This is a genomic window from Streptomyces sp. TM32, assembly GCF_004122755.1.
In the GTDB taxonomy this organism is placed as follows: Bacteria; Actinomycetota; Actinomycetes; order Streptomycetales; family Streptomycetaceae; genus Streptomyces; species Streptomyces sioyaensis.
Window position 1 is genome coordinate 1 of sequence record NZ_SDIG01000163.1, and the last position, 14606, is coordinate 14606.

At 68.8% G+C, this 14606-nt stretch carries 15 protein-coding genes; 13 read left to right on the forward strand and 2 right to left on the reverse strand.

Annotated features, from left to right (window positions below; translation table 11 throughout):
• Positions 1-102: 102 nt before the first annotated feature.
• Positions 103-1113, forward strand: a complete 1011-nt coding sequence (locus EST92_RS26315; protein ID WP_129283263.1) for a hypothetical protein — start codon at positions 103-105, stop codon at positions 1111-1113.
• Between the two features lie 201 nt (positions 1114-1314).
• Positions 1315-3417: an ATP-binding protein gene (locus EST92_RS26320; RefSeq protein ID WP_254069026.1), complete on the forward strand. Its 2103-nt coding sequence runs from the start codon at positions 1315-1317 to the stop codon at positions 3415-3417.
• Positions 3418-3510: 93 nt separating this feature from the next.
• Here EST92_RS26320 and EST92_RS26325 read toward each other — a convergent pair whose 3' ends face one another.
• The gene (locus EST92_RS26325; protein ID WP_129283264.1) at positions 3511-3786 is read right to left on the reverse strand and encodes a hypothetical protein; all 276 of its coding nucleotides are present in this window, start codon (positions 3784-3786) and stop codon (positions 3511-3513) included.
• Between the two features lie 574 nt (positions 3787-4360).
• On the opposite strand from EST92_RS26325, the gene EST92_RS32410 reads away from it, so the two are divergent.
• The 3 genes from EST92_RS32410 to EST92_RS26340 are packed head-to-tail and all read left to right on the forward strand — an operon-like array spanning position 4361 to position 7274.
• Positions 4361-4927: a hypothetical protein gene (locus tag EST92_RS32410; protein ID WP_129283265.1), complete on the forward strand. Its 567-nt coding sequence runs from the start codon at positions 4361-4363 to the stop codon at positions 4925-4927.
• Entirely contained in the window at positions 4927-6099 is a 1173-nt protein-coding gene (locus EST92_RS26335; RefSeq protein ID WP_254069027.1) for an MAB_1171c family putative transporter, read from the forward strand. The genes EST92_RS32410 and EST92_RS26335 overlap by 1 nt, the downstream gene beginning before the upstream one ends.
• Complete coding sequence (locus EST92_RS26340; protein WP_129283266.1) at positions 6093-7274, forward strand: amidohydrolase family protein; 1182 nt, start codon at positions 6093-6095, stop codon at positions 7272-7274. Before EST92_RS26335 ends, EST92_RS26340 begins: the two co-directional genes overlap by 7 nt.
• Positions 7275-7294: 20 nt before the next feature.
• Here EST92_RS26340 and EST92_RS26345 read toward each other — a convergent pair whose 3' ends face one another.
• Positions 7295-8179, reverse strand: coding sequence for a helix-turn-helix transcriptional regulator (locus tag EST92_RS26345; RefSeq protein WP_129283267.1), 885 nt, complete (start codon positions 8177-8179; stop codon positions 7295-7297).
• Between the two features lie 303 nt (positions 8180-8482).
• On the opposite strand from EST92_RS26345, the gene EST92_RS26350 reads away from it, so the two are divergent.
• The 8 genes from EST92_RS26350 to EST92_RS26380 all read left to right on the forward strand — a co-directional run bounded on the left by EST92_RS26350 (position 8483) and on the right by EST92_RS26380 (position 14432).
• On the forward strand, positions 8483-8779 hold the full coding sequence (locus tag EST92_RS26350) for a hypothetical protein (protein WP_129283268.1): 297 nt from the start codon (positions 8483-8485) through the stop codon (positions 8777-8779).
• A 126-nt stretch (positions 8780-8905) separates the two neighbouring features.
• The gene (locus EST92_RS26355) at positions 8906-9475 is read left to right on the forward strand and encodes a stage II sporulation protein M (protein WP_129283269.1); all 570 of its coding nucleotides are present in this window, start codon (positions 8906-8908) and stop codon (positions 9473-9475) included.
• A 170-nt stretch (positions 9476-9645) separates the two neighbouring features.
• The gene (locus EST92_RS26360; RefSeq protein ID WP_129283270.1) at positions 9646-10068 is read left to right on the forward strand and encodes a hypothetical protein; all 423 of its coding nucleotides are present in this window, start codon (positions 9646-9648) and stop codon (positions 10066-10068) included.
• Positions 10069-10072: 4 nt separating this feature from the next.
• Positions 10073-10513: a hypothetical protein gene (locus tag EST92_RS26365; protein WP_129283271.1), complete on the forward strand. Its 441-nt coding sequence runs from the start codon at positions 10073-10075 to the stop codon at positions 10511-10513.
• Positions 10503-12035 carry a hypothetical protein gene (locus EST92_RS31395; RefSeq protein ID WP_161981774.1) on the forward strand — a complete coding sequence of 511 codons (1533 nt, stop codon included), beginning with the start codon at positions 10503-10505 and terminating at the stop codon, positions 12033-12035. The genes EST92_RS26365 and EST92_RS31395 overlap by 11 nt, the downstream gene beginning before the upstream one ends.
• Complete coding sequence (locus EST92_RS31400; RefSeq protein ID WP_161981776.1) at positions 12032-12703, forward strand: ATP-binding cassette domain-containing protein; 672 nt, start codon at positions 12032-12034, stop codon at positions 12701-12703. The genes EST92_RS31395 and EST92_RS31400 overlap by 4 nt, the downstream gene beginning before the upstream one ends.
• Positions 12700-13638: an ATP-binding cassette domain-containing protein gene (locus tag EST92_RS26375; RefSeq protein WP_129283272.1), complete on the forward strand. Its 939-nt coding sequence runs from the start codon at positions 12700-12702 to the stop codon at positions 13636-13638. The genes EST92_RS31400 and EST92_RS26375 overlap by 4 nt, the downstream gene beginning before the upstream one ends.
• A 41-nt stretch (positions 13639-13679) precedes the next feature.
• The gene (locus EST92_RS26380) at positions 13680-14432 is read left to right on the forward strand and encodes a hypothetical protein (protein ID WP_129283273.1); all 753 of its coding nucleotides are present in this window, start codon (positions 13680-13682) and stop codon (positions 14430-14432) included.
• The last annotated feature ends 174 nt before the right edge of the window (positions 14433-14606 follow it).

Here is a 14606-nt window from a genome sequence, read left to right on the forward strand (position 1 = left end):
GCCCCGGCACAGCTCCCACGCGGGCCCTGAGGTCGCGTCACACGGGGAGGTGGGGGTGGGGGAGCGGGTAGTCCCGGCACCCCGCTGGATTCCCTGGACCCGATGACGAGTCTGGCGAAATCGGTGGGGAAGGCCGCGGGGTGGATGGTGCGGCAGCTGGCTGAGGCGATCGAGTCGCCGCACCAGATCGACCTGGCCGGCGCCGGGTTCGTCCGGACCTACGCCGTGGTGTTCGCGGCCTCGTCCATCCTGGTCCTGGTCCTGTGGCTCAAGGCGGTGGCCAAGCGCGCCGTCAACGGCGCGAAGCTGACCACCGCGATGGGCGAGGCGGTCGGGCTGCTGTGGGTGGCGGTGGCCGTCACCGCGTTCAGCCCCGCCATTTTGTACGTGGTCATCGAGGCGGTCAGCGCACTCACGAAGGCTCTCGCGTCGGCGCTCGGCTCGAACGGAGATCTGTTCACCACCATGGCCCGGGACCTGGAATCGGGCGCGGGCGGCGGTGGCCCGCTGATCTGGCTGATCCGGGGGCTGCTCGCGCTGCTGCTGTGCGGCACCCTTTGGCTGCTGATGGTCCTGAGAGGACTGGCGCTCCTCGTCGGGGAAGTCCTGGGGATCTTGGTGTTCGCCGGGCTGGTGGATCGCGACTGGTGGGGGAAGTGCCGGCGCTGGTCCGGCGGAATCCTCGCGATCGTGGGCATAGAGCCCATCATCGTGATCGTGCTGGGCCTGGCCGCCGCCCTCCAAGGTGAGCACGGCAGCGTCATGACCGGACTTGCCGTCACCGGCCTCGCGATCGGAGCGTCGGTGATGCTGATCCTCCGTGTGCCCGGCATGGGGGACGCGTTCAAGGTCGCCCGCATCCAAGGCCGTATGGCCGGCCGCGTCGCCGGCAGCGCGCTGAACGCGATGGCGAACTCGGCCGGGACCGGCGGGTCGGGCGCCGCGGCCGGGGTCATGCGCGGCATCAGCACCCACTCCGACCGCTCCAGCGGCGCCAGCAGCGGCGGCCGGTCGTCCACCGTGCAGAACGGCCCGCAGGGCGGCATCGCGGCCCACAGCCAACGCAAGGCACGCCCGCCCCGCCAGAAGGACCAGAAGGACACAGGCTCCTGAGCCCCGCCCGGCGGCGGCTTTCCGGCCGCGCCGACCGGCGACAATCGTCAAGCCGCTGACCAGCGACGAACGTGCCCCCTCCAGCCCGGCCGGAGGGGGCACAGCATTTGCTGAACGTCCGGACGCCGCACGTCGGTACACCGGCACGTCACAGGGCACCATGGTGACCCCAGTCACGAACGAGCAGGGGGACGAGACGAGATGACCGCCGCCGACGAGACCCGCGGCACGCCACCGCCGACCGGATACCCCGCCGTACCGCCGCGGCCGACCGTGCCTCCGCCGGCCGTCGCGCCGCCGTCGGACCCGGTCCTCGTCCGGTGGCTCCGCGCCCCCCGGACACCCGCCGGCCCCGGCATCTGGACGCTCGGGCACCGCCCCCGCCCCGACAAACCCGTCGACGAACCCCCCCTTCGCCAGCTCGTGTTCGGCGTCGCGCTGACCGCCTTCGCCGCCTGGCTGCTGGGTTCCCTGCTCTACCACAGCTACTTGGGCTCGTGGTGGCTCTGGCCGCTGGCTGTGCTGGGCCCGCAGGACCCCGCGTCGTTCGTCATTGCGGCGTGGGTCTATTACGCGATCTGGGCGATCGGCCTCACGGTCGCGGCCGCGCGGATCGGGCGCTGGAGGGAGCTGGCGCGCCGTACCGTGGGGCTGAGCTGGCGCCGACTGCAAGAACAGAACCCGCAGACCCTGCAGGCCACCCCAGCACGCGCCGCGGCCGACCCCGTGCAGTGGCCCGACCTGCGGGCCCACGGCGCGGTGGAAGCGGCCGACCGGCTGACCGCGGAAGTGCGCTCCGGCCGCATGACCGAGGTGGACGCCGCCCGCATCCTGCACGTCTGGGACTCCGTACGCGCCGGCCGCATCCCCACCGCCACGTTCACCGCCACCGTCCTCAAGCACGGCGCCGCCGCCTACGCCCACCCCTCCGGGCACCGCAACCTGGCTCGCCGGACCGCCCGTCACGATCTGCTGGCCCGTCAGGTCCGAATCGGCACCGCTGCCGACGTCGACCGCACCCCGCACGCCTACCGGGGCGCCGGCATGGCCCTGCAGCCGTCCCTGCTGGGCACGTCGCTGCTGGCGGTCGGCCCGGCCGGGAGCGGCAAGTTGGCCCGGATCGTCCGTCCGGTGGTGGAGGCCATGGCGCTCCAGGCCCTGGCCGGGCAGTGCGCCCTCGTCGCCGTCGGCCCGGCCGGCGCCGCACTCGGCCCGGACGACGCCTTCGACGTCGTCGTCCGGCTCGGCCAGCCCAACTCGGACCACGACCTCGACCTCTACGGCGGCACCCCCGACCCCGACGAGGCCGCCGCCATCCTCGCCGAAGCCCTCGTCGGCGACAGCAGCACCGACACCCGGCGCGCCGGCGCCGCCCTGGCGCAGCTGCTCGGCCCGTTCCGCACCGCCCACGAGCGCTTCCCAAGCGTCCCGGAACTGCGGGAGCTGCTGGACGACGCACCGCAGGCCCTGGACACCCTCCGCGCCGCCCTGACCGCCCAGGACACCCCGGAATCCGCCGCCGCGCTCCGCGAACTCGATGTCCGCACCCGGCAAGCAGGACGACCGGACGACGTGGCCATGCAGTTGGCCGACCGCATCGCGCGCCTGGACCGCCCCGCCTTCGCCTCCTTCTTCAACCCCGCCGGCGGAACCCGCCAGGTCTCGCTGCGCGCCCTGGACCGGCCCCTGCGGGTCCGGATCGATCTGCCCGACCGCGGACACGTCGAAGCCTCACGCATCCTGGCCCGGCTGATCCTGGCGCAGTTCACCGAAAGCGCGGCAGCCCGCACCGGCCACCCGCCGTTCGCTTGTCTCGTGCTGGCCGACGCCGCACAGACCATCACCGCGGACGCCCTGCGCGGCCTCCAGCGCCTGCGATCCGCCAACGCCGGCGCCGTTTTGACCCTGCGCTCCCTCGAGGACGTACCGCCCGCGCTCCGCGGCTCGCTGCTCGGCGCGGTCGGCTGCCGCATGGCCTTCGCCGGCGTCACCACCTGGGACGGGACGCCGTTCGCTGAAGTGTGGGGCAAGGAGTGGGTGGAGACCCGTGACGTGACGGACCGGCAGATCATCGCGGAAGGAGCCGGCATGAAGGCCATGCACCTCTTCCGGCAGGCGGTGACCGGCAAGGCCGTCACCGCGCAGGCCGTCACCGTGCGCACCGTGGAACGTGAGCGCTGGTCCGCCTCCGACCTGGCACATACCGTCCCGGCCGGACATGCGGTCCTTTCCGTGACCTCCGTGACGGGGGACAGTGCCCCGCCCCTGCTGGTGGACCTCCGCGCGGACGCAACCGGAGTCTGAACAGAAGCAAGAGGCCGCCGCCCGGGAGAGAACGGATCTGGCCGGTGCCGAGGTCGCTGGGCCCTTCCAAATGCCCAGATCCCGGGCAGGTGCTCAGCGGGCGACGGCGGTTCGGTGGACGATGTGTGAGCGGTAGGTGTTGATCTCGGTGTCGGTGAGCACCAGGCGGCCGGGGCCGGGCTGGTTGGACGGCAGCGAGGTGCCCTCCGTCAGCGCGTCGGCCATCGGGCCGGGAAGGTTCAGCAGCAGTTGTCCCTGCTCGGCGGTCTCGATCACCACCCACGAGTCCGCGCTGTCCTGGTCGTGTTGGTCGGTGACCTCGATGGTGCTGACTGCCGTCATCGTCAAAACGGGGGGTATCTCACTCACCCGCCCTTCCCTATCAGGCATGTCCTACCAGGGCGAATCTTGCCCTGGTAGGGACAGCCTCCAGCGCCTCCATCCGCCCACGCCGTGCTGCCCTGGTCCGAGCAACGCATGCTGCCCTTCGAGAGGTCTCCGTGCGCACCCTGGACCGCCCCCTGCGAAGCCGGATCGACTTGCCTGAGCGCGGCCACACCGAGGCGTCCCGGATCCTGGTCCGCCTCGTCCTGGCCCAGTTCGACGCGTGCCTGGTGACGAGGGAGAGCGCAGCAGGTGGACATCAAGGTAAAGACATGTTGAAGTCCTCCTATAGTTTGTGTGATTATCGCGAACGGTGCTTGACGGCAGCTAATGCCTATTTTTCGTAAGAGAGGGGTGTTTGTGCCTGTTCATACGCGCACCCCCGCGTGTGACGGGTCCCCCGGTTGAGCTCACACCTTGAGAATCCCGGCCCCCTGTGTTGCCCGTGACGGCGGCGCTGGCAGGGCCCTAACTCACCTTCAGCACCACAGTTCTTGTACGCACGGTCCGGCTCGCCGCGGGTGTCGCAGGCGGCCATGAGTACCAAAGGAATGCCCGTATGCCCGTGTGGGTCTGGTTGAACCGGCTCCAGTGGTTCGGTGGGCGAGGCCGCTCGGTAGAGGCCGGCCTGCACCGCCGTATTCGGCAGGAACTGCGGGCTCTCGACGTCCAGTCGCCGTTGCGCGTGACCGACTTATGTCAGGCGCTCGCGCAGAAGAGGGGCCGCCCGATCGACCTGCAGGCTTTTCCGCTGCCGCAGCCGGGTCCGCTCGGGTTGTGGGTCGAGACGGCCACCGTGGATCTCGTGCTCTACCAGAAGGAGACCACCGGGCTTCACCAGGACCACATCATTCTGCACGAGGTCATGGGTCACATCTTTGGCGATCACCGGGGTGATGACAGTGCTGTGGCCTGGGACGTCATGGTCCCGGGGGTTGAGCAGAGTGCGGTGCGCCGAGTGCTGGGGCGCTGCTCGTACAACGACGATCAGGAGTGCGAAGCCGAACTGGCTGCGACCATCATCTTGGAGTGGGCTGCCGTACTCGACTGCGTCAGTACCCCCATGGATGACCCGAGTGTCCGCCGGATTCACTCTGCCCTCGGCGACCGCTGGGGGTGGCTGTGATGGCGATGGCGAGCTTCGCGGTCTTCCTCACCGGCCTGGTGGCCACCGTGGCCTGGAAGCTGTATCAGCTTGCCCGGGACCCCCGTAACGCGCCCTTGCGAGCGGTGACGCTCTGTCTGGTGTGCCTCCTCGCGTCCTACGCGGTGGCCATGCCCGCCGCTGGTGCGGCGCTAGGCGCGGGCGCCCACTCCAACGCGGGTAAACTGGCGCAGAATATCCTACTTCTGGCCACGGCTTACTTCCTGATGTGCTTCTACCTGCGCTCCGCTGCCGATGGGCCTGCTGGCCGGCGGCGTGCCCGGTGGGAGAGCATTCCCGTCCTCGCGGTCATGGCCACCATCGCGGCTGCTGTCCTGACCGCGCCGCGAGACGCTGACTTCAGCAGCTACGCCGGCGCCCATATGACCATCCCTCAGGTCGCGGTGTTCTACCTCGTGGCCGGGCTGTATCTGGTCTACGCCTTGGCATCTTCTTGCTGGTGGACGCGCCGGTATGCGCGCATGTCCCGTCGGCCGCAGTCGACCGGCCTGTGGCTTGCCGCGGCGGGGCTGCTGGGCATGGCTGGCGCCTCCGCGGTCCGTGCGGTTTTCGTCGTCGTCCGCTGGTGCGGGGGCAGAGTGCCGTCTCCGCTGAACCTGGTAGCAGCCCTTGTGTTGGTGCTCTCTATCCCGTTGTTCGTGGTCGGCGTCAGTTACCCCGGTGCACGGGCCAGGATCTCCATCTGGCAGATCTCCCGTCACCACCGGCGCGTGTACCGTCAGCTGCGCCCGTTGTGGACCCTGCTGTCCGAGGCGTGCCCTGACACGGTCCTCAGACCTGCGTCCGCGTCCTGGCGTGACCGTTGGATGGCCCGCGGTGTCCACCGGCGCTATCACCGCCGCATCGTGGAGTGCCGGGATGGGCTGGTCCAGATCAGCCCTTACCTTCACGCCCCGAACGGCAAAGGCAACGGCTCCGTCCTTGAACTCGAGCCGTCGGAGACCCTCGCGGAGCATGTGCGCCGTGCAGTCCAAGCCCGCAAGCAGGGCGTCCCGGCTCCTGGCCGGCCGATCCCGCTGGCTGTGCCACAAGGCGACAACCGCGATGCTGATGTCCGCCAGCTCGTGGCGCTGTCCAACGCGCTGCGCACCAGGTCCTCAACCACTGCACGGGAAAGCGAGTCGACATGCTGATCACCGCCGGCCTGATCCTCACCCCGGACGGGAACGTCCCCGACGGCGCGGTCCTCATCACGGGCGACACCATCACGGCAGCGGGCCCACGTGCGCAGGTAGAGGCGCAAGCGCACCCCGGTGAGCCCCGGCTGTCCTTTCCTGACTCGACGATCATGCCCGGTCTGATCGACGCCCACGTCCACCTGTGCTTCGACGCGAGTGCTGACGTGCTCGGCACGTTCGAGCAGCAGGGCAACGACGCGCTGTACGAGGCGATGAGGGAGCGTGCCCAGCAGCTGTTGAGCGCCGGCGTCACGACCGTGAGAGACCTGGGCGACCGGGACCACTTGGTGCTGCGCCTGGCCGGTGAGATCGCCCAGAACCGTGCAGTGGGGCCGCGGATCATCTCCGCCGGAACACCGGTTACGCCTGTCGGGGGGCACTGCTGGTTCCTTGGCGGCGAGGTCACCGGCATCGAGGAGATCCGCGCTTTGGTTCGGCGCAATGCCGAGGCCGGTGCCAAGGTCATCAAGGTCATGGAGACCGGCGGGGGCCTGACCAAGGGCGGCCCCAAGAGCCATGAGACGCAGTTCTCCCCCGAAGAGCTGACCGCGCTTGTCCAGGAGGCCCACCAGGCCGGCCTCCCTGTTGCCGCGCACGCCCACGGTGCGGACGGGATCGCAGTCGCTGTTGGCGCAGGGGTCGACACCCTCGAGCACTGCACCTGGATGACCGCCGAGGGCATCGAACTGCGTCAGGAGGTCCTGGCACAGATCGTCGAGAAGGGCATTTACGTCTGCCCGACCACCACCCCGCACTGGCCGATGCTTCCCAAGGTCTTCGGGCAGGAGCGTGCGAACGCCATCTTCGGTGCGGTACGCGAGATGGCCGAGGCGGGGGCACGGCTGGTCGCTGCCACCGACGCCGGCGTCCAGCGCGCGCACTTCGGCGGCCTGGCCAGCAGCCTGACGTGCTACGAGCACCTGGGGCTGCCGCCCGGCCGGATCCTTGAGATGGCCACCGCCGAGGCGGCCCGGGCGCTTGGTCTGGGCGACCGGGTCGGCCAGGTCGCCGCGGGGTACAGCGCCGACCTGCTCGTCCTTGACGGGAACCCCCTGGAAGACCTCGGCGCGCTGCGGAGGATCAACACCGTCGTCGCGCGCGGCATGCAGCAGCCGCCCGCGAAGGTGTAAGCCGGGCCAGAGGAACGGAGCTACTGCTCACTGCCGTCGGCGGAAGGCATACCCCGTTCCCGCATCCCCGCCACGTAGTCGTTGACGAAAGCCAAGACCTCCTCAGGCAGTCCCTCGGAGCCAAGGCCACGGGCGGCGATTCGACCGATGTCCCCCTCGCGGTGGGACAGCATCACCTGCAACCCCTCGACAACCTGGCGGACCACAGCCTCGTTGGACTTAAAGAAGGAGGAGGAAACACCGAAGACCTCGCTGAGTCCCTCGCACACCGGGGGCGTCGCGTTCGTCTCCTGCCCGGTGCGCAGCAACTCCACATGGTGCGCGGAGACGAGCGGGGCGCCTGCCCACTGGTTGATGCCATCGGCGATCTCGGCATCGGAGGGCGGGACCTGCTCTCCGGGGTAGGAGTGCCCCAGCAGGTAGTTGATCTTGTCTGCGAGTGTCTGGGGGACGTCGGGGCGCGTGCGCCGCTCGGGCACGATGCGGCCGAACGATCGCTCCTGCGCGTCGCGCAGCTCTTGCAGACTCACGCCATAGGCGTCAGCCAGCGGTTGCTCGTACTCCGGCTTGAGCCGGCTGATGCCTCGCTCGGCCTTGCTGACCGACATGTGGCTGCGCCGTCCGATGATCGCGCCGACGTCCTTTTGGGGAATGCCTGCGTCCGCCCGCAGGTCTGCCAGATCCGGCGGGGCGAAGCGCGGGGCGAAGCGGTCCAGCGGAACCTTGAGGAAGCGGGCGAGCGCCGGGAGCTTGTCCTCCGCGGGTTTGGACCGCTCGTTCTCCCAGTCGTTCACGGCGTTTCGGGTGGCACCCACGGCTTGGCCCACCTCGGCCTGGGTGGGGGTGGAAGCGAGGGCTTTGCGTGCTTTCACGAGACGCTTGGCGTCGAACCGGCGTGGCGGCATAAAGAAAACTCCGGACTGCTGGCTTGTGATCGGCAGGAGAGCTCTACCCCAGCTTGATATCTAGATACGCTTAACGTAGATTTCGCTACCGAGATGGTTGCTGGCGCCTCACACCTCATGCGTATTTCGGCATCAGCATGCCTCTCACCCCACCGGCCGCGCCACTCGGAGCCCCCTGGACAGCGTCCTGGAGGCCAGCCGGGCCTTGCTCGTCACCGGCGAATGAACGTCCGGCTGTAGCGCGAGTGCCGGCATTTCGGTTCCCTCATCAGACATCATCTGAACTCAAGAAAGGTCTCTCTCATGGAGATTGCAGTCCGCGGGCCCGCACGTCTTTCCCGTACCGGCCTGGTCGCTTCCGTCCTCGGTCTGGCGGGCGTGGTCGGCGGTGCGCTGACCACCTTCATCGTCGCCGGCATCCTCAGCTCCGCGGGCATCGGTTCGGCTGCCATCGCTGCGAAGATCGTGGACGCTGTCATCGCCGGGCAGTCGGCTGCAGCCGCCGTTGGTCTGCTTCTCGGCGGCGGCCTGGGCACCGCTGCGATCGGGTCCATCGCGTGGGCGATCAAGTTCTTCGGGAGGAAGAAGGCCGTCGCCTAATCCGCTTCCTGGGCGGATACCGGTGGGCCGACTCGCACCAATCGAGTCGGCCCACCGTCGCTGCCCAACCCTATTTCAGGAGACCCATCAGTGGCAGCAAGACCCCAGGAGCCGAGCCCGACTAGCGTGCGCCTGCCGCGCCTCCTGCTGCCGCGGTTGCCACGCGGCGCATGGATCCTCGCCTCTGCCGCGATGCTCGGATTCGTGACGGTCGGTTGGCTCGCTTCTGCGCATGCGACCTTCCCCATCAGCCAGGATCAGGGCACCCACCACCCATGGTCCATGGTGTGGCAGATCTTCGCCCGGAACGCGGGTGCGGCGCTTGTCTTGTTCGCCGGAGTCGCTACCGGCGGCATCGCCACTGTGGCCTCGATCCCTGTGCTCGGGATGTACATCGGAACTGTCATCCGCGCCACCAGCAACTCCATCGGGATGTACGCCGCTTCGGAAATTCTTGCGACGTACTTCATCCTGGAGTTCATCGGTCTCACGCTGGCTGCCGTCTGCGGGCTCTCGCCCCTGATCGCGAGCGTCTCCTGGTGGCGTCGGCACAGAGGAGGCGAACGCTCCTGGAGGCGGGAGCTGCTCAGTTTGTATCTGGAGTCGGCCGGTCGCGCACTGCGTTGGATGGCCCTCGCTGCGCTGGCACTTCTGCTGGGGGCGTGGCTGGAAGTGCTGGGAGGCATACCACGATGACCTACTCACCCCACTATGTAAGCCCGCCGGCCCCCGTTGCGCCGGAACTGGCGCAGGCAGCCTCGGTACGACCCCCTAAGCGCCATCCGCACTGGGGTCTGCTGGCTCTGAGCCTGGTCAACTGCCTGCTCGTAGCGATCACTGTGTGGTCGCGCCGAGACCTTGTGCGTGTGCAGATCGAGGCCCAGCGGCCGCGGGTCGACTCGCGGTTCATGGGCGTGGCTACTGCTTCCGGTCTGGTGGCGATCTTTCTCGGGCTTGTCGTGGCACTTCTTGTGGTGCAGCTCCTGGCACGCTATGCCGACCGGCGCATTGCGCGCCTGCGAGATCCTGACGGGGACAGTGGATCGGTGACCGCGCGGTCGGCGGCGGGCCTGACCGCCTTCGCCGCCCTCGGCTCGTACCTCCTGTTCTGCGGCCTGGCTGACGGTTTCGGCAGCGGCGTTCCCTTCTGGTCCGTACCGCTCCTCGCCGTCCTGGCGCACGTCCCTGACGCCGCGAAGTGGAGAGCCTCGGCCACAGCAGCGAGGGTGGTCAGCGCTGCCGCCGCCCTCGCGTTCCCGGTATGCGTCCTCGTCGCGATGGGGCGGTAGCGCCATGCCGAAACACCATGCAACGCCCGGCACACGCACTTCCGCGTCGACCAAGGCTTTCGCTCTCGCGCCTGGATGGGTCGCCTTCGCGGGCCTGCTCATCTCCGCGGTACGGGGCTGGGCGACCTGGGGTGAACCGGTCACGGTCGACACCCCCAACACCGCGGGCCTGGCGCTGATGGCCCACACCCTCACAGTGGCAACGACCACTGTCGGGGTGCTGGTAGCGATCCTCTTGCTGTTGCCCAGGGTGTTCCCGGGGCTGCTGGCCGTCCTGCTGTTCCTGGCCGGTGTCGCGCAGACATTCAACTGGCAGGTGTCCAGGGAACTGCCGGGCGGAATTTTGTACTGCGCACTGGCGGTGTGCTGTGTTGTCGCCGCCGTGGCGAGCCTCCTCGTACCAGGACAACTGGCCGATCGACCTGCGAGGAAGCGTGCTCGCTGAAACCTGCGGGGCGGTCCGGTTCGTCATCACCGCCGACGGACTGCACTTTTGCTACCGCAACGGGCTGCGTCCTTCGGCCCGAGCGGTGATCCGGGGCGGCGCAGCCGTGTGCATCGGCGCGCTGGCTCTCGCTGGTCCAGCAGGAGCAGTCGCCGCCATGCTCGCCGCACGGATCGGCCGGGTGCTTGAGTTCAGCCCGGCCGCACTGGAGAGCCTGGTCCTGGTGGTCGTGGCGCTGCGCACGCTGGCCGCGACCGCGTCGGCCGGCACCCGACGTACTCGGCTGAGAGTTCTTCTTCCAGCAGACTTGCCGGTCCTTCGCGGGCTGGACATCCCGCTGCACGCGGCGCTCCTGGGCCGTATCGCCTGGCCGGGGCTGATGCGCCAGCTGCTGACCGGCCTTGCCGGAGCAGGAGCGCTGTTCGGCATCGCGTTCGTGTCAGAGAAGCAGGCCGATACCGGTGTCGTTGCTGTCGTCGTCGTCATCGCGCTGAGCGGTGTCGTGGCGCCGGTCGCGCTGGCTGCATGTCCGCTACCCACCCGTGCACGCCGACCTCGCCTCCCCACCTTGATCATCACCGTGGCTGCAGCCGCCGGCGCCGGCGGCCTCGCTGCCCTGGCTGTCACACGGGCCCTGCATCTCGTCGAGTCCCTCGGGCCACAGGCTCTGTGGCACCACGCCGACTTCCTCGCCAGGCAAGCCGGCGGATTTCTGACCAAGTGGGGCCTCGCACTCTCGGGTGCTTTGGTGGCCGGCGCCCTGCTGTGGTACCGGATGCGGCGAGGAATGCCCCAGGGGCCGCCCTCCTCCGGCACGCCCCCCACCGCCCCGGGCGTAACAGGCAGCGCCGGATGGCCGCCCCGGTACCCGCTGCTCGCTGCCGTACCACTCACCATGGCCCGCGGGCCCCAGGGCACAGCGGTGGCACTGCGACGCATCCTTGGGGCCGTCGGCCTGGTGGGCATTGCCATGGCCGGCGCCGGGTACGTCGCGCCGGGACTCCTGGTGAAACTGTCCGGCGGCAACGACCAGCTGGTCGGCGGCGGGGCCCTGCTCGCTGCCGCGACGGTGACCACGGTGCTCTGCGCCACCGTCGCCGGTCCGGGGGTGCTGCTCCGCCAGCTGAGGTGGACCTGGGAGCAGGGATACACGACCCGGTCGGTGGCGCGGAGTCACATCGCGGGACTGTTGACCCCGGTGGCTTTGGCCATGGCGCCCGTGTGTGGGGGCGTGGCGCTGCTGGCGGCCTCGCCTGTCCCGGCGCTGTACGGGCTGTGTCTCGCGGTCGCGGCAACGGCAGGGGCCGTGCTGAGCGACCTGGTGGAGACCGGGCGACAGGAGAACCCCGACGGTACCGGCGACGTCGGAACGCTGGGCGCCCTCGTCTCCGTCGGCGTCATCGGGGCAGCAGCAGCGCCTTGGGCAGCTCCCCTCACCATCGCCTTAGCCCTCGGACCACTCACGGCCGTGGGCTGCCTCGTCCTGGCCTACCGGCTGCTCTGCAGAAAGATCACTTCGTGACTGTTTGCCACTTCTCGGCAGTGACCGCGGGGTACCGCGAGAACACGCCCGTACTGTCCGACCTCTCTTTCCGCATCGACAGCGGCCTGACCTTGATCCGCGGCGCCAACGGCACCGGTAAGTCAACTGTCGTCGAGCTGATCTCCGGCGCCCTCAGGCCGTTCTCCGGCACCGTCTCGATCCACGGACTCCCCGCCCACGAGCCGCGGTTGCGCACACGGCGCGCCGTGTGCCGCAGCAGCCCCGCGCTCTACCCCGCACTCACCGTCGGCGAGCACATCGAGCTGCTCAGGCCGGTGAAAAAGGTGAGCGAGGACGAGCTGCGCGCACGAATATCGGCGTATGGCCTCCGCGCCTGGTGGGACACACCCACCGGTGAACTGTCCACCGGCAATCTACGCAAAGCATGGGTCGTACTGACCACCATCGAGCCCCCCGAGTTTCTCGTCTTCGATGAGCCCTTCAACGGTATGGATACCGAAGGCATGAGCGCCCTGCTCGACGAGCTCGGACACTGGTCCACCGAGGGCCGCTCTGTGGCCGTCGTCGCTCACCACCCGCCCCCCGAGCTCGAAGAACTCAGCACCCACACCGTACGGTTGACTCACCTGGACGGCTCCGGTGATCACACGTGTCCCCCCACGACCACCGCCACGGACATGACATGATCGAAGTCCAGCAGCTTCGTAAACGCTACCGAGGCAAACTCGCGCTCAAAGACATCTCTTTCGACGTGCCGCCGGGGTCTGTCACCGCATTCCTCGGGCCCAACGGCGCCGGCAAGTCGACGACGATGCGCATCCTCATGGGCCTGGACCACCAGACCAGCGGCACCGCCACCATCCACGGCGTCCCCTACCGCGAATTGCACTGCCCCCTCACCGCTGTCGGCGCGCTCCTGGAGTCCCCCGGCGGCCACCCCCGGCGCAGCGTGCGATCCCACCTGACAGCCCTGGCCCGCGGCAACGGCCTGGCCAGGAACCGGGTGGAGGAGGCGCTGGAACTGGTGGGTCTCGCGGCCGTCGGCCACCAAACGGCGGGCCGGCTCTCCCTGGGCATGTCCCAGCGCGTGGGCATCGCGGGCGCCCTGCTGGGTGACCCGCAGGCCGTCATTCTGGACGAGCCCATGAACGGCTTGGACCCCGCAGCGATCGTCTGGCTGCGCGGACTGCTCAGAGACCTGGCGGCGCAGGGACGCGCCGTGCTCGTCTCCAGCCACCTGATGAACGAGCAGTCCCTGTTGGCAGATCGGGTCGTCGTCATAGGACGCGGCGAGATTCTCGCGGCCGGCCCGGTCCAGGAACTGATGTCCCGCTACTCCTCAGACCGGATTCGTATCCGGACCGCGAGTGACCACTACCCGCGCCTCCAGCAGGTGCTGCGGGAGGCGGGAGGCCACCTGCGCTCCCAGCAGCAAAACCTTCTTGAAGTCACCGGTCTGTCGACAGAGACCGTGGGCGATCTGATCACCCGACACGCCATCCCCGTGTACGAATTGACGCCACAAGGGGTCTCATTGGAAGAGGCATTCATGCGTCTGACAGCGCAGGACAACGAATTCACCGCCCAGGAGAAGACCACCACCCGCGGATGGCCCGCATGACGACCACCTCGGTGCACCGCGACCCCCCGGCCCATAGCACCATGCTCAGTCTCAAGCACGCCGTCCTCATGGAGTGGACCAAGCTCGTCTCCCTGCGCTCCTACCGCTGGCTGATGTCACTCACGGCACTCGTGACAGTGGCCTTCGGGACCGTCTTCACTCTCCTCGCCGCGACCACCGACCTGGCCGGCAGAGCGGATGCGGGAGACCCCTTGGAGATGTCCTTCGTCAGCACAGGCCTGGCACGCCTCGCCGTGCTCGTACTCGGTGCGCTTCTGATCACCTCCGAGTTCAGCTCACGTCAGGCAAGCACTACCTTCGCTGCCGCCCCCCGCCGCTGGCAGGTACTGGCAGGCAAGGCGACGGTGTTGGCAGGAGCGCTCTTCGCCATAGGGACGGTCGCAGCCGGGTCGCTGCTCATCATCGCCCGCCTCCTGTTCGCGCAGTACCACATCCCCGTGCTCACCTCCACGGGGACGCAGTTCAGGCTAGTCTTCGGCACAGGCTTTCAGCTCGCACTGTGCGGCCTGATGGCGCTGGGCCTGGGAGCACTCATCCGCTCCAGCGCAGGGACACTGGTCACCACGCTGACGCTTTTCCTGCTGCTCCCGACGGTCAGCTTCGCCATGGAGCACATACAGCCCTACCTCCCCAGTGCAACGGCTTCGTCCATTACGAGTATCGACTCGTTGCCTGGACACCTCTCGCCCCTCACCGCATGCGCAGCGACCCTTGCCTGGGCTGGGGCAATCCTGGCTGTCGGTGCCCTCTCCCTGGAAAAGCGGGACATCTGAACGATGTTATTCGGGGTGTGTGCCTCCGCCGGCGTATGGCAGCAGGCCGACGACGACCACCAGCATGAGCAGCACCAGCAAAAGGAGGCCCCCTATAAGAGGGTAGTAAGTAACGTGCTGCCCGTTTCGCGCTTGCAGCTGGAGCTGTCGGGCTGGTGGTGGCCTCTCCGGGTG